The sequence below is a fragment of the Sodalis sp. C49 genome (assembly GCF_046352915.1).
Taxonomy (GTDB): Bacteria; Pseudomonadota; Gammaproteobacteria; order Enterobacterales; family Enterobacteriaceae; genus Acerihabitans.
In genome coordinates this window covers 3364225-3383723 of the sequence record NZ_CP163303.1, presented here as the reverse complement: position 1 = coordinate 3383723, position 19499 = coordinate 3364225, and the positions used below count along the sequence as shown (strand labels likewise).

Genomic DNA, 19499 nt, shown 5'->3' with positions numbered 1-19499 from the left:
TCGTTGCCTATTGACGACAACTTATCTCACAAACGCACTCCTGTCCCCTTCGTCTAGTGGCCTAGGACACTGCCCTTTCACGGCGGTAACAGGGGTTCGAACCCCCTAGGGGACGCCAAACTCTTTTTCATACGACCTGTTAACCAAACCAGACCCGCCTTTATTGTCTGATGATTTCAGAGCACATTGTTACGCAACCGCGTATCAGTATGCTGCGAAATACATGCTCTTTAACAATCCGGAACAAGCTGAAAATTTGAAAAAAACATGCTGAGCAAAATCAGTATGCGATTCTCTCAAAGCAAGCAAACCTAATAAGGTCGCCGTGTCGATGGCGCCCTTGTTGAGGAATGAGCGAGAAAGTCCCGGCCAAGGCGCACGGCGCGCAGCCAGCGGAGTGGACTCAATGTCCATGAGCATGGCGAGCACCGCGCAACACCGGCAGGGACCTTTCGCAGCCATTCCGAAGACACTTTAGGGTTGTGAGGTTAAGTGAATAAGCGTACACGGTGGATGCCTAGGCAGTCAGAGGCGATGAAGGACGTGCTAATCCGCGAAATGCGCCGGTGAGCTGATATGAAGCGCTATCAGCCGGCGATGTCCGAATGGGGAAACCCAGTGCAATTCGTTGCACTATCATTACGTGAATCCATAGCGTATTGAGGCGAACCGGGGGAACTGAAACATCTCAGTACCCCGAGGAAAAGAAATCAACCGAGATTCCCCTAGTAGCGGCGAGCGAACGGGGAACAGCCCAGAGTCACCATCAGCATTTGTATCAGGAGAACGGTCTGGAAAGTCCGGCAACACAGGGTGATAGCCCCGTATCCGAAGGTGCAAGTGCTGTGAGCTCGATGAGTAGGGCGGGACACGTGATATCCTGTCTGAAGATGGGGGGACCATCCTCCAAGGCTAAATACTCCTGACTGACCGATAGTGAACCAGTACCGTGAGGGAAAGGCGAAAAGAACCCCGGCGAGGGGAGTGAAATAGAACCTGAAACCGTGTACGTACAAGCAGTGGGAGCCTTGATTTATCAGGGTGACTGCGTACCTTTTGTATAATGGGTCAGCGACTTATATTCTGTAGCAAGGTTAACCGTTTAGGGGAGCCGTAGGGAAACCGAGTCTTAACTGGGCGTTAAGTTGCAGGGTATAGACCCGAAACCCGGTGATCTAGCCATGGGCAGGTTGAAGGTTGGGTAACACTAACTGGAGGACCGAACCGACTAATGTTGAAAAATTAGCGGATGACTTGTGGCTGGGGGTGAAAGGCCAATCAAACCGGGAGATAGCTGGTTCTCCCCGAAAGCTATTTAGGTAGCGCCTCGTGAATTCATCTTCGGGGGTAGAGCACTGTTTCGGCTAGGGGTCCACCCCGGATTACCAACCCGATGCAAACTGCGAATACCGAAGAATGTTACCACGGGAGACACACGGCGGGTGCTAACGTCCGTCGTGAAGAGGGAAACAACCCAGACCGCCAGCTAAGGTCCCAAAGTCATGGTTAAGTGGGAAACGATGTGGGAAGGCACAGACAGCCAGGATGTTGGCTTAGAAGCAGCCATCATTTAAAGAAAGCGTAATAGCTCACTGGTCGAGTCGGCCTGCGCGGAAGATGTAACGGGGCTAAACCATGCACCGAAGCTGCGGCAGCGATACCTTCGGGTATTGTTGGGTAGGGGAGCGTTCTGTAAGCCTGCGAAGGTGGCCTGTGAGGGTTGCTGGAGGTATCAGAAGTGCGAATGCTGACATAAGTAACGATAAAGCGGGTGAAAAGCCCGCTCGCCGGAAGACCAAGGGTTCCTGTCCAACGTTAATCGGGGCAGGGTGAGTCGACCCCTAAGGCGAGGCCGAAAGGCGTAGTCGATGGGAAACAGGTTAATATTCCTGTACTGGGTGTGACTGCGAAGGGGGGACGGAGAAAGCTAGGTTCGCCGGGCGACGGTTGTCCCGGTTTAAGCGTGAAGGTGGAAAGAGCAGGTAAATCCGCTTTTTCATTCAACACTGAGGCGTGATAACGAGCCACTACGGTGGTGAAGGAATTGATGCTACGCTTCCAGGAAAAGCCTCTAAGCTCCAGGTCACATCGAATCGTACCCCAAACCGACACAGGTGGTCAGGTAGAGAATACCAAGGCGCTTGAGAGAACTCGGGTGAAGGAACTAGGCAAAATGGTGCCGTAACTTCGGGAGAAGGCACGCTGGCATTAGGTGGAGGGACTTGCTCCCCGAGCTGAAGCCAGTCGCAGATACCAGCTGGCTGCAACTGTTTATTAAAAACACAGCACTGTGCAAACACGAAAGTGGACGTATACGGTGTGACGCCTGCCCGGTGCCGGAAGGTTAATTGATGGGGTTATCCGTAAGGAGAAGCTCTTGATCGAAGCCCCGGTAAACGGCGGCCGTAACTATAACGGTCCTAAGGTAGCGAAATTCCTTGTCGGGTAAGTTCCGACCTGCACGAATGGCGTAATGATGGCCAGGCTGTCTCCACCCGAGACTCAGTGAAATTGAACTCGCTGTGAAGATGCAGTGTACCCGCGGCAAGACGGAAAGACCCCGTGAACCTTTACTATAGCTTGACACTGAACATTGAGCCTTGATGTGTAGGATAGGTGGGAGGCTTTGAAGTGTGGACGCCAGTCTGCATGGAGCCAACCTTGAAATACCACCCTTTAATGTTTGATGTTCTAACTCCGGCCCATAATCTGGGTCGAGGACAGTGTCTGGTGGGTAGTTTGACTGGGGCGGTCTCCTCCTAAAGAGTAACGGAGGAGCACGAAGGTTAGCTAATCACGGTCGGACATCGTGAGGTTAGTGCAAAGGCATAAGCTAGCTTGACTGCGAGAGTGACGGCTCGAGCAGGTGCGAAAGCAGGTCTTAGTGATCCGGTGGTTCTGAATGGAAGGGCCATCGCTCAACGGATAAAAGGTACTCCGGGGATAACAGGCTGATACCGCCCAAGAGTTCATATCGACGGCGGTGTTTGGCACCTCGATGTCGGCTCATCACATCCTGGGGCTGAAGTAGGTCCCAAGGGTATGGCTGTTCGCCATTTAAAGTGGTACGCGAGCTGGGTTTAGAACGTCGTGAGACAGTTCGGTCCCTATCTGCCGTGGGCGTTGGAAGATTGAGAGGGGCTGCTCCTAGTACGAGAGGACCGGAGTGGACGCACCACTGGTGTTCGGGTTGTCATGCCAATGGCATTGCCCGGTAGCTACGTGCGGAAGAGATAACCGCTGAAAGCATCTAAGCGGGAAACTTGCCTCGAGATGAGTCTTCCCTGTGGCTTTAAGCCACCTGAAGGGACGTTAAAGACGATGACGTTGATAGGTCGGGTGTGTAAGCGCAGCGATGCGTTGAGCTAACCGATACTAATGACCCGTGAGGCTTAACCTTACAACACCTAAAGTGTTTGACGCAAAGAGAGCGTTGCCCCAAGGGGTGGCGAGAGAATTTTCAGCGAAGTTCCGGATAAAGGCCGATGGTCATCAGAAGCAGGATGACGGTTGGTAAACGAATTTGCCTGGCGGCACTAGCGCGGTGGTCCCACCTGACCCCATGCCGAACTCAGTAGTGAAACGCCGTAGCGCCGATGGTAGTGTGGGGTCTCCCCATGCGAGAGTAGGGAACTGCCAGGCATCCAATTGACGAAGCCCTCTGTGAGAACAGAGGGCTTTTTCATGTGCGTAACCCTGGCGGTTCGCTACTCGAGTAAGAGAGTAGGACCACCGGCAACGCCGGTGGAACGGAGCCGCAGGCGACGGCCCGCAGGGTGCCTGACGCAGTCAGGCATCAACTGCCAGGCATCCAATTGACGAAGCCCTCAAAGAAAACAGAGGGCTTTTTCATGTGCGTAACCCTGGCGGTTCGCTACTCGAGTAAGAGAGTAGGACCCCCGGCAACGCCGGTGGAACGGAGCCGCAGGCGACGGCCCGCAGGGTGCCTGACGCAGTCAGGCATCCACTGCCAGGCATCCCATTGACGAAGCCCTCAAAGAAAACAGAGGGCTTTTTCATGTGCGTGACCCTGGCGGTTCGCTACCCGGGCGCTATGGCCGATCCCGCGATAATGCCGTACGCAGGACTTGCGCGCTGCGCTCCAGCAGATCCAGCGCCCGATCCCGCTGGCGATGGAACTGGGTGGTCATCATCAAAAAGGTTTCAGGCGTGGCCTGGGCGGCCTGATCTTTAAGGATCCGCAGCCCGGGAAATGCGCCGCCGTGATAACTCAGGTCGTAATGAAAATCATCGACCGAGCTATAGCGCAGGCGGTGCCATAAGGCCAGCACCTTGATTATTGCCGGCTGCCATGCCTGAGTATCGTATTGCCAACATGCTACCACCCGCTGCAAATCGTCCCGCAGACCCACCATGGCGTCAAGCGCCGGACTCAGGTCAAACGCAGGATCCAGCTGATCTTGCAACGCCGCCATTTCTTTATACAGCCGATCCCGATAGCCCAGCGGATCCAGCGGCAACGCCGTAGCGGTTAGAAGCTCCGCCAGCCAGTAACCATGGATCCGGCTGTCGCGCCATAAAATATCCAGATCGACCTTATCATAGGTATCCGCTTCGGTATGCCACCACCAGCCGCCGCCGCTGCCCGGCGACAGCGTATTCTTATTTAACGGCTCTTCGCGCAGGGCGAAATGCAGCGGCAAACCGCTGCCCCAAAAAGACTGGTCGCCTCCTTTGCCCAACGGCGTAATGCGTTGTGCCGCGCTACCGGTTACCCGACGCACCGCGCGGTTAAGGAAATCAGGCTGTTCGGCCCCACTGGCGTTGATCACTACCTGCAATGCTTCCATACAGCCGGGGGAATCAACGTTAATATGCGCCACGCAATGTTGAGCCAACGGATGACGAAACCGGTCGGCATACCAGGTCGACCCCCCATAGCGGGCATTGGAATGGCCCGGCCACCAGGCAATCCGCAGACCCCGTGTTAACTCGTGGCGATGCTGATGAAAATGAACGGCCATCGCCAGACATAACGCATTGCCGGTGGCATTGTCGGTAACGCCTTCATGCCAGGAATCATAATGGGAAGATAACAGGACAAACTCGGGAGATTCTCCCGCTATCTCCACCACCGGCAGGCTGCATGTGGAAACCGCCACCTGCAGCTCGGTGCGCAGACGCGCGGTAAGCGGGGCGGGGTGCCGTTGATAAAACGCCAGCAGCTCGCGCCCCTGCTGCTGGTTGATCGAGATGACCGGCAGGCGCGGATAACGATGGCGATCGTCGGGCACCGGGGTGCCCCAGATCGGCCCGACGGTTTCCTCATGCAACGCCGTTTCGCCCGACCACCAGATATGGATGAGACCCAACGCGCCGGCGGCATCAAGCCGCTGTACATAATCTTCAAAACCCTGATCGGCAATGACAATCTTACCTTTCACCTGGGCGGACCATTGCGCCATCTGATTATCCGGTATCGGGTCCGTGGAGCGCGCGTCGTAAAACAGCGCAGCGTCCACGCCCAGCGGGCAACTGGCCGAGAAAGAGCGAGTCTTGGCCGCGCAGCGCCATGCCGGGTAGTCCGGCAGTTGCAGACTGCCGGAAAGGGGATTGCTTAACAACAATGAACATTGCTCAATGCGCGGCGACAGGCCATGACGGCTCAGCACCTCTGCCAGATAGCCGGCCGAGCGTTCGGCGTCGTCGCTGCCGGATAACCGGTGCAACTGCGAGAACTGCCGCAACAGGCTGTCCATCAGCGGCAATAGCGTCCCTGCGTGCGGCTCAGTGACTGGCATCGGCCTGCTCCGGTTGATGAACCGACAAATCGATATCACCAAAGTACTGCTGTTTGATCTTTTCCCACGTGCCGTCGGCCTTGATTTTAGCCAAACCTTCGTTTAGCAATGCCCTGATCTTTTCGTCATCTTTGCGAAAACCATAGGCCGAACCGATGCTGAAGAGTTTATCATCGCGTACTTCGGGTCCGGTCAGGGCGAAATCCTTGCCTTCGGGTTTATTCAGGAAACCATAGGTGACCGCTACCGCCGGGCTTAATGCGCCGTCCAGCCGTCCCGCCGCCAAATCCTGATAAATCATATCCTGATCGGCGTAAGGGACGATATCGATGCCCTTGGCGGCCCAGAACTGGTTGGCATACATCTCCTGGATGGTGCCCTGCTGGACGGCGATATGCTTGCCCTGCAGCGATGCCACGTCCGGCTGCAGGTTTCTGCCCTTGCGCGCCACCAGCCGGGTGGGGATATGGTAAACGAAATCACTGAAGTCGATGGCTTTCCTGCGTTTTTCGGTCGCTCCCAGCGGCGAAATAACATCGACTTTTTTAGCCAGCAGCGAGGGAATCTCCGCGTCAAAGCTACTGACCACGAATTGACATTGCACCGCCATTGCCCGGCAGACGGCATGGGTAATATCGATTTCAAAGCCCCGCGGCGTACCGTCCGCTTCCCGGTACTGAAACGGGGGATAGGTCAGATCGGCGCCGATACGCACCGTTTCACCGGCCGCCTGTGCCGCCGTTGCGCCCATAACCATGCCGAGTAACGCGAGTACCCCTCTGTTTTTCATTTTATTCCTCCTGCCCGGCCTGGTTGGCGAGCTTCCAGCGCGAAAATTCATCTCTTACCGCCTGCAATAGCGAGCGATCCTGATTCAGGTCAAAGGCGGTCATCGCCAGCGCCTTGGCGGCCTGCAGCATGCCGTCCAGGCCGGCGGGCGAAGCCGCCGCCTGGGCAAACTCAGGGGTATGCGGGAAAACGTCGCCAATGCGGATATAAGGATGGATGGCCGCGGTGACCTGGCTGACATTACCGATATCGGACGAGCCGATACCGCCGGTTACCGGCGGATCGAACACGTCGATGCCCAACAGCTCAAGGTTGCGTTGAAAACCCATGGCCAGGGCCAGGTTGTTGTTGCGTTCGGCATAGGTCAGGCCCGGCTCGATTTCCAGCCTGGCGCCGCTTATCGCTGCGGCGCCTTGCGCTGCGGCGAACACTTTATCCCGCACCAGCCGCAACCCGTTAACCGTCGCCGCGCGCATCAGGAATTTTGCCTCGGCATAGGCCGGCACGATATTAGTGGCGCTGCCGCCATCGGTAATAATCCCATGTACCCGCACATCGTCGGTGAAGAACTGGCGCAGGGCATTAATGCCGACAAACGTATGGATGACCGCGTCCAGGGCGCTAATGCCTTTCTGCGGTGCCGACGAGGCATGCGCCGCCTTGCCGTAAAATTTAAATACCGCATCCACGCACGCCAGTCCGCCGCGCACCACCATGGTTTTCTCGCGCGGGTGGACCATCATCACCGCATCCACTGCATCGAATATGCCCAGATCGGCGAGAATGATTTTACCGCCGCCTTCTTCTTCCGCCGGGGTACCGATCACCAGCAGGCGCCCGCCTAATTCAGGGCAGGCGGCCTTTAACGCCAGCGCGGCGCCCACCGCGGCGGTGCCGATAAGATTATGGCCGCAGGCATGCCCCAGTTCTGGCAGCGCGTCGTATTCCGCAAGCAGCGCCACCACCGGTCCGGGTTTGCCGCTGTCAAAAGTGGCGCGAAAGGCGGTAGGAAGGCCGCCCAGCGGTTGTTCAATGACAAAACCCGCGCTCCTCAGTGGCGCGATCAGCGCGGCGGCGGACTGCGTTTCGTTAAAGCTCAGCTCCGGATTGCCATGGATCTGCAACGCCAGCTGTTCTAACTGCGCAGCCATGTCATCAACAGCATAAATAATTTTATTCTTTTGCTCGCTTATGGTGCCAATCGCCATGGTGTCTCCCTGTTTTGGTGCGTTTTCAGCGCAGCATCAATATCTTATACCGCAGATATAGGCGATTTTCCCTGCTAAGCCCAATCGAGCGTTTTTATGACTTGCATCCTTAAGCCAAAAAATATTTTATAGTGGAAGATAATTTCCCATGGACACCGGCCGTGAATGAAAAAGACTGGCTCATTATCCGGGCCGTTTACCAGCATAAAAATATCACCCGCGCCGCGGAACAGTTATATACCTCCCAGCCCGCGCTGAGTTATCGCTTAAAACAAATCGAGCGCAAACTGGCGATCCAGTTATTTGACGAGAACAGCAAAGGCCTGGCGTTCAGCGCGCAGGGGGAATTTCTGGCCAGCCATGCCGATAAGGTGCTTAGGGACATGCAGCAGTTAAAAATCAACCTGCATAGCCTGGATGAGCAACAGCAAGGGGAGATCCGCATCGGGGTGTCGAGTAATTATGCCGCCTACCGCCTGCCCGCCTTGCTGGAACGTTTTCGCCGGCAATATCCCGGCGTCAGCATTAGCCTTACCAGTGGTTACAGCGAAGAAATTTTCCAGCGCCTGCAACGGGATGAGATTCATCTGGCGCTGGTGAAAGATGATTTTAACTGGAAAGAGGGCAAGCGGCTGATCGATGAGGATTGTTATTACCTGATAAGCCAGCATGAGCTTAATTTCAGCCTGCTGCCTCATTTGCCGCAGATTAAAATTAATCATGGGCCGCATATTACCCAACTGATTGAGCGCTGGTGGAATGCCAATTTTTCCCTGGCGCCGCGTATCGCCATGACGGTGGACAAACTGGAGGTTTGCCTGGCCATGGTGAACCATGGCTTAGGTTACGCCATTATCTCCAGCTATTTGCCGTTGCCGGATTCACTGTTCCGTCTGCCCATCACTGTGGACGGCCAGGCGGTTAAGAACAGAACCTGGCTGCTCCACCGTCACGCCTGCGATGCCTCCGCCCTGACGCTGCCCTTTATCCAGATGCTGGCCGATGCCGCGGGCCTGCCCCCCGTCCGGTAATAATCAGCGGTTCGACAAGCTGGAAATAATAAAGAAAATGTTTCGCTAAAGATGAAACATTTTCAACTAATGGTTGAACACTCGACATCATTTACGAAAAACGCTATCGTGGGCATCTGGATGTCTAAACGTTTATACGTATGCTTTGAGGTTCTATAGTTATGCCGATTCGGGTTCTTGATGAGTTGCCAGCAGTGAATTTCCTGCGTAACGAAAACGTGTTTGTTATGACCACTTCCCGCGCGCGCACCCAGGAAATACGTCCGCTAAAGGTGCTGATCCTTAATCTGATGCCGAAAAAAATCGAGACGGAAAATCAGTTCCTGAGACTGCTGTCCAACTCGCCGCTGCAAATTGATATTCAGCTGTTGCGTATTGACAATCATGAGTCGAAAAACACCCCGGCGGAACACCTCAACACCTTTTACTGTGATTTTGAGGATATCCAGGATGAAAACTACGATGGTCTGGTGGTGACCGGCGCGCCGCTGGGGCTGGTGGACTTTCAGGACGTGATTTTCTGGCCGCAGATAGACCGGGTGTTGCAATGGGCTAAAGGACATGTCACCTCGACCCTGTTCGTCTGTTGGGCGGTACAGGCGGCGCTGAATATTTTATACGACATTCCCAAAATGACCCGGCGGGAGAAGCTGGCCGGCGTATATCAGCATAACACCCTTAAGCCGCATGCCTTGCTGACCCGTGGGTTTGACGAGACGTTTCTGGCGCCGCATTCCCGCTATGCCGACTTCCCCTCCGACGTTATCCGTCAATATACCGACCTGGAGATCCTGGCGGAATCGGAGCAAACCGGCGCCTATCTGTTCGCCAGTCCCGATAAACGCCTGGCCTTCGTCACCGGTCATCCGGAATACGATGCCTTAACCCTGGCCGGCGAATATCATCGCGATCTGGCGGCCGGCCTGAATCCCGCCATCCCGGTTAACTATTTCCCGGATAATAATCCAGACCTGCCGCCCAGGGCCAGCTGGCGCAGCCATGGGCATTTATTGTTCGCCAACTGGCTGAACTACTACGTTTACCAGATTACGCCATACGATCTGAAAAAAATGAATCCCACCCTGGATTAAAAGGGAATGCAGCTCGCACCCTGTTCCGCGCCGGAGAGTTGTCCGCGCAGCGCGCCGAACAGTTCACGGCCGCAGCCGATATGCTCCGCGCTTAAATCAGGCTGCGCCACGATCCGGCGCGCCAGTTCGTCGGCGTCCACCAGTAACGACAGCTCGCCGGTTACGCCGTTCACCCGCACCCGATCGCCAGTCTGGATTTTCGCCAGCAATCCGCCGTTATAGGCCTCCGGCGTGACATGGATGGCCGCCGGCACCTTGCCTGACGCGCCGGATAAGCGTCCGTCGGTGACCAGGGCGACCTTGTAGCCGCGATCCAGCAGCACGCCCAGCGGCGGCATCAGTTTATGCAGCTCCGGCATGCCGTTGGCGCGCGGTCCCTGGTAGCGCACCACGATCACGCAGTCTTTGTTCAATTCGCCGGCATCAAAGGCCGGACCCACGTCATGCTGGCTTTCAAACACCATCGCCGGCCCCTCGATAACCTGGTTGGCCACGGGCACGGCTGAGGTTTTCATCACCGCGCGCCCCAGATTGCCGTCCAGCACCTTGGTGCCGCCGTGATGTTCAAACGGATTATCGATGCTGGCTATCACCTTGGGATCGAGCGAGATTTCGGTGCTTTCGCGCCAGGCCAGCACCCCCTGATCCAGCCAGGGTTCCATGGTGTAACGGCTTAAACCGAAACCGGCGACGGTATTGACCTCTTCATTCAGCAGGCCGCCTTTTAGCAATTCGCGTATCACGAGCTGGACGCCGCCGGCATCGTGGAATTGGTTGATATCCGCCGGCCCGTTGGGGTAAATGCGCGACAGCAACGGCACGACGTCCGACAATTCGGAGAAGTCGTCCCAGTTGATGACAATGCCGGCGGCGCGGGCCATGGCGACCAAATGCATGGTGTGGTTGGTGGAACCGCCGGTGGTCAGCAGGGCGATAATGCCGTTGACGATCACCTTCTCGTCCACCAGCCGGCCAATCGGCAGATAGTTGCCGCTGTTTTCCGTCAGGCGCGTAACCTGTACGGCGGCGGCATCGGTCAGGGCGTCGCGCAGCGGGGTATTGGGCTGGATAAACGATGAGCCGGGTAAATGCAGGCCCATCATTTCCATGACCATCTGGTTGGAGTTGGCGGTGCCGTAAAAGGTGCAGGTGCCGGCGCTGTGATATGACGCCGCTTCCGCATCCAGCATGGCCGCGCGGTCTATCTTGCCCTCGGCGTAGAGCTGGCGTACGCGTACTTTTTCTTTATTCGGCAAACCGCTGGCCATCGGTCCGGCGGGGACGAATACCGCCGGCAGATGTCCAAAGGACAGCGCCGCCATCACCAGCCCGGGGACGATCTTGTCGCAAATCCCGAGGTATAAGGCGCCGTCGAACATATTATGGGATAAACCAATGGCGGCGGACATGGCGATGATCTCCCGGCTCATCAGCGACAGCTCCATGCCGTCCTGTCCCTGGGTCACGCCGTCGCACATCGCCGGTACCCCGGCGGCTACCTGGCCTACCGCGCCGACGCTGTGCAGGGCGTCTTTCAGGCGTTGCGGGTAATGCTCGTAAGGCTGGTGGGCGGACAGCATATCGTTGTATGAATTGATAATGGCGATATCATTGCGGGTCATGCTTTTCAGCGCCAGCTTATCATCGGGCTGGCAGGCGGCGAAGCCGTGGGCCAGGTTGCCGCAGGCCAGCTGCGACCGGTGAACCGTTTTGACGCGTGCGGCGTCGATGCGCGCCAGATAAGCGGTGCGGGTGGGTAAAGAACGGTCGATAACGCGTTGCGTCACCCGGGCTACGGTAGGATTCATATCTGCCTCACACTTAAGATTGAATGGTCAAGCCTGGCTCTTGCCGTCGGCGGAGCCTGGCTCAACAACGGAATTGGTGTCCCAGCCGCCGGACAAACCGTCGAATCGCTTTTTTTATAATGACAACCTATTGGTAGCGAAGCGGCCTGCCGGCTATTACAGCGATATTGTGAAATTGAATCGTTTCAGCTAAAAAAGCTTAAATAGCCGGATGCGCCCTCTGGAGATTACCGGCCGGGTATGACAATGATTATCCCTGGCATAACAAGCATAGTTGCTGTGCCGATCGCTGCTTAAGCGCGCGGGAGGTCAGCCGCCGTTGCCCCGATCTGTTCCTTGATGCAGCGCAGGGCATCGTTGATGACCCCGTCCACCGGCTGGTTGATATCCACCACCAGGACGTCCTTTTCATCGGCGCCCGGTTCTTCCAGGGTATCGAATTGAGTGACCAGCATTTGGGTCTTGAAGAAATGACCTTTGCGCGCTTTCATCCGGGCTTCTATCACATCGAATTCGCCCTTGAGATACAGGAAGGACAGGTTGGCGTTGCCTTCCCGCAGTCGATCGCGATAATGTTTTTTCAGCGCCGAACAGACGATAATGGAAATGGCGTTGGTACGTTGCATCGCAAACGCGGCATCATTGATTGCCGCCAGCCAGGGCGCGCGATCGTCGTCGTTAAGCGCCTGTCCCGCCGCCATCTTGTTGATGTTGGCGCGCGGATGCAAAAAGTCGCCGTCAAGGAACGCGGCCGATAGCTCACGGGCCATGGCGTTGGCCACCACGGACTTGCCGCTGCCTGAAACGCCCATTAAAACGAAGATATGGTTAGCTGTTGTTGTCATCGTAAGGCTCCGTGGCCAGAAAAGAGTGTAGTGATGTTACCGGTAACATTATCCCGATTTTTGCTGCGGTTTCCAGATGCTTTGTCGTTTTTTCGCGCTAATTGTGATCTGCTTCAAATTAAAAATGTAATCTGAAACATTCTTTTTACATCGCACAGCATCGTTTCGGGCCGGACCGGTGGGATTTGAAAAAGTCTCATGCGCCTTCGGCGTCGATTGCCTGTAATTTATGCTAGGATGTTCTGCCTATTTTGGCTTCATAAAAGATGATTTTTTCAGCGGTGGATGGGGTAATGGTGAACAATCGAGTGGACGGACTGCGCAGGCAATTAGCACAGCGCATCATGGTGCTGGACGGTGGCATGGGCACCATGATCCAGAGTTACCGGCTTGAGGAAGAGGACTACCGGGGGGCGCGTTTCGCCGACTGGCCGAGCGATCTGAAAGGCAATAACGATCTGCTGGTGCTGAGCAAGCCCGAGGTGATTGCCGCTATCCATCACGACTATCTGGCCGCGGGCGCCGATATCCTTGAGACCAACACCTTTAACTCTACCGCCATCGCCATGGCCGACTACCATATGGAGTCGCTTGTCAGCGAGCTGAATACCGAGGCCGCCCGGCTGGCCCGGCGCAGCGCGGACGAATGGACGGCGCGCACGCCGGAGAAACCCCGCTATGTGGCCGGCGTCCTCGGCCCCACCAACCGCACCGCCTCCATTTCGCCGGACGTTAACGATCCGGCGTTCCGCAACGTCAGTTTTGATCAGTTAGTGAGCGCTTACCGTGAGGCGGTTCACGCTCTGGTGACGGGCGGCGTGGACTTGATTATGGTGGAAACCATTTTCGATACCCTTAACGCCAAGGCCGCGATATTCGCCATCGAAACCGAATTCGAGGCCATGGGCGTACAGTTGCCGGTGATGATTTCCGGCACTATTACCGATGCCTCGGGCCGCACCCTTTCCGGCCAGACCACCGAGGCCTTCTATAATTCCCTGCGCCACGTCAAGCCCCTGTCCTTTGGCCTGAACTGCGCCTTAGGCCCCGATGAGCTGCGCCAGTATGTGGCCGAGCTGTCGCGCATTGCCGATTGTTATGTCAGCGCCCATCCCAACGCCGGATTGCCGAACGCCTTTGGCGAATACGATCTCGGCCCGGATGAAATGGCCGGGCAGATCAAGGAATGGGCCGTTTCCGGTTTCCTGAATATCGTCGGCGGCTGCTGCGGCACCACGCCCGCGCACATCGCCGCCATGGCGCGCGCCGTCGAGGGCATAGCGCCGCGCGTCCTGCCGGAACGGCCCATAGCTTGCCGTCTGGCGGGCCTGGAACCGCTGAATATCGCCAAGGATACGCTGTTCGTCAACGTGGGCGAGCGCACCAACGTTACCGGTTCGGCGCGCTTCAAGCGCCTGATCAAAGAAGAAAAATATAATGAGGCGCTGGCGGTGGCGTTGCAGCAGGTGGAAAGCGGCGCGCAGATCATTGATATCAACATGGATGAAGGCATGCTGGATTCCGCCGCCGCCATGGTGCGTTTTCTGCATTTGATCGCCGGCGAACCGGATATATCTCGGGTGCCGATTATGATCGATTCGTCGAAATGGGACGTCATCGAGCAAGGGCTGAAGTGCATCCAGGGTAAGGGCATCGTTAATTCCATCTCGATGAAGGAAGGCGAGGCCGCCTTTATCCACCATGCCCGTTTGGTGCGCCGTTACGGCGCCGCGGTCGTAGTGATGGCGTTTGATGAAGAGGGCCAGGCGGACACCCGGCAGCGCAAGATAGACATTTGCCGCCGCGCTTACCGCATCCTGACCGAAACCGTGGGTTTCCCGCCGGAAGATATTATCTTCGACCCCAATATTTTTGCCATCGCCACAGGGATTGAAGAACACAATAACTATGCCCAGGACTTTATCGGCGCCTGTGCCGATATCAAGGCCGAGCTGCCCCATGCGCTGATTTCCGGCGGGGTATCCAACGTGTCGTTTTCGTTTCGCGGCAACGAGCCGGTACGCGAGGCCATACACGCGGTGTTCCTTTATTACGCCATCAAGAACGGCCTGGATATGGGGATCGTCAACGCCGGCCAGCTGGCCATCTATGACGACCTGTCCGATGAGCTGCGCGAGGCGGTAGAGGACGTGGTGCTCAACCGGCGCGCCGACGGCACCGAAAGACTCCTGGATCTGGCGGAGAAATACCGCGTTGGCAAAAACGACGACGATACGAAACAACAGCAGGCGGAATGGCGCGGCTGGCCGGTCAATAAACGGCTGGAGTACGCGCTGGTAAAAGGCATTACCGAATACATCGAAGCGGATACCGAAGAATCGCGGCAACAGGCGGCGCGGCCCATTGAGGTGATTGAAGGGCCGCTGATGGCCGGCATGAACGTGGTGGGCGACCTGTTCGGCGCCGGGAAGATGTTCCTGCCGCAGGTGGTCAAGTCGGCGCGGGTCATGAAGCAGGCGGTTGCCTATCTGGAACCCTTTATCAAGGCGGGAAAAGAAAAGCAAAAGGCGGCCGGCAAGATTCTGCTGGCGACGGTGAAAGGCGATGTGCATGATATCGGCAAAAATATCGTCGGCGTGGTGCTGCAATGCAATAACTACGAAATCATCGACCTGGGTGTGATGGTCTCGATGGATAAGATCCTGAAAGCGGCGCGGGAATTCAACGTGGATATTATCGGCCTGTCGGGCTTGATCACGCCCTCGCTCGATGAGATGGTCAACGTCGCCAAAGAGATGGAACGCCAGGGATTTACCCTGCCGTTGCTGATTGGCGGCGCCACCACCTCGAAGGCGCACACCGCGGTTAAAATCGAGAAAAACTACAGCGGGCCGACGGTGTATGTGCAGAATGCCTCGCGCAGCGTGGGGGTGGTGTCGGCCCTGCTGTCGGACGGGCAGCGGGATGAATTTATACTGCGTACCCGTAAGGAGTATGACACGGTGCGCATCCAGCATGGCCGCAAAAAGCCCCGTACGCCGCCGGTCTCGCTGCAGGCCGCGCGCGATAACGACCTGGCCATCGATTGGGATAGCTATATTCCCCCGGTGGCCCATCGCCTGGGCATTCAGTCCGTCAGCGCCTCTATCGAGACATTGCGCAACTATATTGACTGGACGCCGTTTTTTATGACCTGGTCGCTGGCGGGTAAATACCCCCGCATCCTGGAGGATGAAGTGGTCGGCGCTGAGGCGAAACGCGTGTTTGACGACGCCAATGCCCTGCTGGACCAGCTTTCCGCGCAAAAATCCCTTAACCCGCGCGGGGTGGTGGGTATTTTTCCCGCCAACCGGGTGGGCGACGACATCGAAATCTATCGCGATGAAAGCCGGCGCGAAATTTTGGTGGTCAGCCATCATCTGCGTCAGCAGACGGAGAAAAGCGAATTCGCCAATTATTGCCTGGCGGATTTTGTGGCGCCGAAAGACAGTGGCAAGGCGGACTACCTGGGCGCGTTCGCCGTCACCGGCGGTCTGGAGGAAGATGCGCTGGCGGCGGCCTTTGACGCCCAACAGGACGATTATAATAAAATCATGGTCAAAGCCCTTTGCGACCGTCTGGCCGAAGCCTTTGCCGAATATCTCCATGAGCGGGTGCGTAAAGTCTACTGGGGCTACGCGCCCAACGAGAACCTGAGCAATGACGAATTGATTCGGGAAAACTACCAGGGCATCCGCCCGGCGCCCGGCTATCCGGCCTGTCCTGACCACACCGAGAAAGCGGCTATCTGGCAATTGCTGAATGTGGACGACACCGCCGGGATGCGCCTGACGGAGTCCTATGCCATGTGGCCCGGCGCGTCGGTCTCCGGCTGGTATTTCAGCCATCCCGACAGTAAATATTATGCCGTGGCGCAGATCCAGCGGGATCAGGTGGAAGATTATGCCCGGCGTAAAAATATGCCTATCGCTGAAGTTGAACGCTGGCTGGCGCCGAACCTGGGCTACGATGCGGACTGATCGGTCACAGATGTCACAGCGGTAAAATAGCGGGGCGGCCCGGCGTTGACGCGCCGCGCTGCTTCATTGTGCTTTCCCCATTCCCCCCGCGCGGTTTCATAAGAAAAAAATATCGATATGCTTAATATTGAATCTATTAGCAATATTCAATTTTTGTTTTAAATGATTTAACGCTAATTAATTATAGCTAATAATATAATTATTTTACCTGTTGGGATGGACGGGTTAAATTTAATCGTACTCAAGGACAAGCTGAGAAAGAAAAGTTTTATATTATTTTAATTATATTAATTTTTTTTAAAATACTTAGCGCCACTTTCCGCTGGCAACGCAAGGATGAGTGTAATCAATCCCTATTATTGAGGCAACTCTGTGGACACTCTTCATGAAAAGGCACCCTGGCGTACAGGACCGCGCGCACAGACGGGATGGCGGACTTAGCATGACAAAATAATAAGCGGTAAGAGGGTAACTGATGAATCAACATGAACAAAAAATATTTCTGACGACGCTGGTGGCGGCCTTCAGATCGACACATCGTTATATGAAGCGCAATTATCCTTATGGCAAGAGCGGGGCGAAAAGCCCTCCTTCCCCCTGAAAGGCGGCGTGCTTCAAGGGATGAAAAATCGGAGAGAAAGATGATTGAACATAATGTTCTGTTCCGGTTCAGGCCGGCATTGGCGCCGGCGGAGATCCAGCAGGTCGCCGCGACGCTGCTGGCGATGGATCGGTATATTCCCGGCATCCTGAAGGCATCGTGGCATGACAATGCCAGCCGGGAACAACGGGATAAGGGCTTCAGGCATCTGCTCCGGCTTTTTTTTGCCGACAGCGCAGCCCTGGACCAGTATCTGGCCCATCGCCATCATCTTTACGTGTGTGAAAATATCCTGTTCCCGGTACTGGCGGACGGCGCGGGGTCCGTGCTGGTGTTTGATCTGTGGGGACATGAAAACGCATTGTGAATGACCCCCGGCGCTACTGCGCCTCTACGTCGATATGCAGGGTATCGTAGCGCCAGTACTCCAGGTCGCAGTCAATAATGCGGCCATACTGATCGCGATTGATACGGGTAATAAACAGCGCCGGGCTGTTATCCGCCAATTTCAGCGCCTGCGACGCCGCCTGCGGAAAGGTGGTGGGCAGCATGGCGAAACGTACTTTGCCGTAACGGATGCCATACTGGTTGGCATACAGTTCCGTAAGCGAGGATGTCAGATCCTCATGCAAAATCGCCGGGAAATACGCCGGATTCAGATAATGTTCCACGTAAAGCACCGCACGCCCGTCAATGCGCCTGACCCGGCGTATGCAATATACCCGTGAACCGGACGGCAAGGCCAAATGCGCGCATATCGCCGCCGGCGTCGTCATTTCGCTGGCATCCAATACCTCGGTGGCGGGTTTACGCCCCTGCTCGCGCACCATGGCATGGAAATGGCTGCGCGTCAGCGGGTTATAGATAATACGCGGCGGGCTGACAAACCAGCCGCGGCGTTCCTCGCGGTAAATCAGCCCCTGGGCTTCCAACTGCCCCAACGCTTCCCGCAGGGTAATGCGGGTCGTGGCAAATTGTTCGCTTAGCATCCTCTCGGCGGGCAAGCGATCGTTGTGCGTCAAGTCCCCTTGTGCAATCCAGCCGGCGATCGCCTGGCAAATCGCGGTAACGGTTTTTTGCCGGGACAGGCTGGCGCTGAAAGAAGCGCCATTATGCAGCATTTTTTTTACCGGCCTGCCTGTTCATAGTGCACATTTTTCTGCCTTTGCGGATGGGGTGGTAAAACCATAACAAAAAATCGGCTAAAAGAATTACTGACATCAAATATTCATCTTACTTCGGTAGATTGGCTTGGTTCTTGCTGGACTAGACCAGTAGAGTTCGTCACCTTCATTCCTTCACTCGGAGCATCATTTATGAAACTTCTGTTCGCTTCTGTGTTAACCACCGCCATCCTGATGGCAAGCCCGGCCGGTTTCGCCGCGCCCGCGGATGTCGCGGCCCTGGAGAAAGCGGCGCGCCAGGAAGGCGAGGTCAATAGTGTCGGCATGCCTGACAGCTGGGCAAACTGGAAGGATACCTGGGCGGATCTGGCCGGCAAATACGGCCTGAAGCATAGCGATACCGATATGAGTTCAGCGCAGGAGATCGCCAAATTCCTGGCTGAGAAAGGCAACGCCAGCGCGGATATCGGCGATGTGGGATCGTCCTTTGGGCCGGTGGCGGTACAAAAAGGCGTAACGCTGCCTTACAAACCCAGTACCTGGGATCAGGTTCCCGACTGGGCAAAGGACAAAGACGGCCATTGGGCGCTGGCGTATACCGGCACCATCGCTTTTATCGTGAACAAGCAAACGGTAAAAGAAACGCCGCATAGCTGGGCCGATTTGCTGAAAGGCGATTATAAGGTGACCGTCGGCGATGTCAGTACCGCGGCGCAAGCGACCAACGGCGTGCTGGCGGCGAGCTATGCCATGGGCGGCGATGAAAAGAATCTGAAGCCGGGCCTGGAATTTTTTGCCAAGCTGGCCAAGGCGGGACGCCTGGGACTGAACAACCCGACTATAGCGTCGCTGGAAAAAGGCGAAGTGGATGTGGGCATCGTCTGGGATTTCAACGGCCTTAATTACCGCGACACCATCGACAAGACCCGTTTTGATGTATTGATCCCCTCCGATGGCTCCATTACCTCCGGCTATACCACGATTATAAATAAATATGCCAAACATCCCAATGCGGCCAAGTTTGCGCGCGAATATATTTTCTCCGATGCCGGACAGATCAACCTGGCCCGGGGCTATGCCCGCCCGATCCGCGTGGAAAAGCTGACGCTGCCGGATGACGTGAAAGCCAAGCTGCTGCCTATCGAACAGTATAAAAACGCCCATCCCATCGCCGATCCGGCTGCCTGGGAAAAGAGCGCCAAGGAACTGCCGCGCCTGTGGCAGGAGAATGTCATGATGGTCATGCCGCAGTAAAGGAGG

General features: G+C 56.2%; 12 protein-coding genes, 1 tRNA gene and 2 rRNA genes. 8 read left to right on the top strand and 7 right to left on the bottom strand.

The features are described 5' to 3' along the window. The first annotated feature begins 42 nt into the window (after positions 1-42). A tRNA-Glu gene (locus ABUK12_RS15190) sits at positions 43-118 on the top strand. A gap of 86 nt (positions 119-204) precedes the next feature. On the opposite strand, the gene ABUK12_RS15185 is transcribed toward ABUK12_RS15190, so the two are convergent. Continuing rightward, positions 205-420 (bottom strand): hypothetical protein, encoded by a 216-nt coding sequence (locus ABUK12_RS15185; RefSeq protein WP_410012651.1) that lies wholly within the window; start codon positions 418-420, stop codon positions 205-207. A 66-nt stretch (positions 421-486) separates the two neighbouring features. Here ABUK12_RS15185 and ABUK12_RS15180 point away from each other — a divergent pair. Next, a 23S ribosomal RNA gene (locus ABUK12_RS15180) occupies positions 487-3400 on the top strand. A 126-nt stretch (positions 3401-3526) separates the two neighbouring features. Continuing rightward, positions 3527-3642: ribosomal RNA gene (rrf, locus tag ABUK12_RS15175) — 5S ribosomal RNA — on the top strand. Between the two features lie 410 nt (positions 3643-4052). Here the strand turns inward: rrf and ABUK12_RS15170 are convergent. The 3 genes from ABUK12_RS15170 to ABUK12_RS15160 are packed head-to-tail and all read right to left on the bottom strand — an operon-like array spanning position 4053 to position 7759. Beyond that, the gene (locus ABUK12_RS15170) at positions 4053-5762 is read right to left on the bottom strand and encodes a M28 family metallopeptidase (RefSeq protein ID WP_410012650.1); all 1710 of its coding nucleotides are present in this window, start codon (positions 5760-5762) and stop codon (positions 4053-4055) included. Then, on the bottom strand, positions 5749-6552 hold the full coding sequence (locus tag ABUK12_RS15165; protein ID WP_410012649.1) for a transporter substrate-binding domain-containing protein: 804 nt from the start codon (positions 6550-6552) through the stop codon (positions 5749-5751). Before ABUK12_RS15165 ends, ABUK12_RS15170 begins: the two co-directional genes overlap by 14 nt. Position 6553: 1 nt before the next feature. After that, a complete protein-coding gene (locus tag ABUK12_RS15160) occupies positions 6554-7759 on the bottom strand; it encodes a M20 family metallopeptidase (RefSeq protein WP_410012648.1) in 1206 nt (401 codons plus the stop codon). Between the two features lie 161 nt (positions 7760-7920). On the opposite strand from ABUK12_RS15160, the gene ABUK12_RS15155 reads away from it, so the two are divergent. Both ABUK12_RS15155 and metA read left to right on the top strand, forming a co-directional pair. Continuing rightward, positions 7921-8790 carry a LysR family transcriptional regulator gene (locus tag ABUK12_RS15155; protein WP_410012647.1) on the top strand — a complete coding sequence of 290 codons (870 nt, stop codon included), beginning with the start codon at positions 7921-7923 and terminating at the stop codon, positions 8788-8790. A 161-nt stretch (positions 8791-8951) separates the two neighbouring features. Beyond that, the gene (gene metA, locus ABUK12_RS15150; protein WP_410012646.1) at positions 8952-9881 is read left to right on the top strand and encodes a homoserine O-acetyltransferase MetA; all 930 of its coding nucleotides are present in this window, start codon (positions 8952-8954) and stop codon (positions 9879-9881) included. Here the strand turns inward: metA and edd are convergent. Both edd and gntK read right to left on the bottom strand, forming a co-directional pair. Beyond that, positions 9878-11689: a phosphogluconate dehydratase gene (gene edd / locus ABUK12_RS15145; RefSeq protein WP_410012645.1), complete on the bottom strand. Its 1812-nt coding sequence runs from the start codon at positions 11687-11689 to the stop codon at positions 9878-9880. The genes metA and edd overlap by 4 nt on opposite strands. Before the next feature lie 293 nt (positions 11690-11982). Continuing rightward, entirely contained in the window at positions 11983-12534 is a 552-nt protein-coding gene (gene gntK, locus ABUK12_RS15140) for a gluconokinase (RefSeq protein WP_410012644.1), read from the bottom strand. Between the two features lie 293 nt (positions 12535-12827). Between gntK and metH the strand changes: the two genes are divergently transcribed. Together metH and ABUK12_RS15130 are read left to right on the top strand one after the other, a co-directional pair. Then, positions 12828-16514 (top strand): methionine synthase, encoded by a 3687-nt coding sequence (gene metH, locus ABUK12_RS15135; RefSeq protein WP_410012643.1) that lies wholly within the window; start codon positions 12828-12830, stop codon positions 16512-16514. Positions 16515-17155: 641 nt separating this feature from the next. Next, entirely contained in the window at positions 17156-17482 is a 327-nt protein-coding gene (locus tag ABUK12_RS15130; protein WP_410012642.1) for a Dabb family protein, read from the top strand. A gap of 13 nt (positions 17483-17495) precedes the next feature. On the opposite strand, the gene ABUK12_RS15125 is transcribed toward ABUK12_RS15130, so the two are convergent. Continuing rightward, the gene (locus ABUK12_RS15125) at positions 17496-18236 is read right to left on the bottom strand and encodes a UTRA domain-containing protein (RefSeq protein WP_410012641.1); all 741 of its coding nucleotides are present in this window, start codon (positions 18234-18236) and stop codon (positions 17496-17498) included. A 195-nt stretch (positions 18237-18431) separates the two neighbouring features. On the opposite strand from ABUK12_RS15125, the gene ABUK12_RS15120 reads away from it, so the two are divergent. Further along, a complete protein-coding gene (locus ABUK12_RS15120) occupies positions 18432-19493 on the top strand; it encodes an ABC transporter substrate-binding protein (RefSeq protein WP_410012640.1) in 1062 nt (353 codons plus the stop codon). The last annotated feature ends 6 nt before the right edge of the window (positions 19494-19499 follow it).

Excerpts from the sequence above, each read along its gene's own strand:
- ABUK12_RS15185 (WP_410012651.1), bottom strand. The coding sequence starts at position 420 with ATGCTCATGGACATTGAGTCCACTCCGCTGGCTGCGCGCCGTGCGCCT.
- gntK (WP_410012644.1), bottom strand. The coding sequence starts at position 12,534 with ATGACAACAACAGCTAACCATATCTTCGTTTTAATGGGCGTTTCAGGC.
- edd (WP_410012645.1), bottom strand. The coding sequence starts at position 11,689 with ATGAATCCTACCGTAGCCCGGGTGACGCAACGCGTTATCGACCGTTCT.
- metA (WP_410012646.1), top strand. The coding sequence starts at position 8,952 with ATGCCGATTCGGGTTCTTGATGAGTTGCCAGCAGTGAATTTCCTGCGT.
- ABUK12_RS15160 (WP_410012648.1), bottom strand. The coding sequence starts at position 7,759 with ATGGCGATTGGCACCATAAGCGAGCAAAAGAATAAAATTATTTATGCT.
- ABUK12_RS15120 (WP_410012640.1), top strand. The coding sequence starts at position 18,432 with ATGAAACTTCTGTTCGCTTCTGTGTTAACCACCGCCATCCTGATGGCA.
- ABUK12_RS15130 (WP_410012642.1), top strand. The coding sequence starts at position 17,156 with ATGATTGAACATAATGTTCTGTTCCGGTTCAGGCCGGCATTGGCGCCG.
- ABUK12_RS15165 (WP_410012649.1), bottom strand. The coding sequence starts at position 6,552 with ATGAAAAACAGAGGGGTACTCGCGTTACTCGGCATGGTTATGGGCGCA.
- metH (WP_410012643.1), top strand. The coding sequence starts at position 12,828 with ATGGTGAACAATCGAGTGGACGGACTGCGCAGGCAATTAGCACAGCGC.
- ABUK12_RS15125 (WP_410012641.1), bottom strand. The coding sequence starts at position 18,236 with ATGCTGCATAATGGCGCTTCTTTCAGCGCCAGCCTGTCCCGGCAAAAA.
- ABUK12_RS15170 (WP_410012650.1), bottom strand. The coding sequence starts at position 5,762 with ATGCCAGTCACTGAGCCGCACGCAGGGACGCTATTGCCGCTGATGGAC.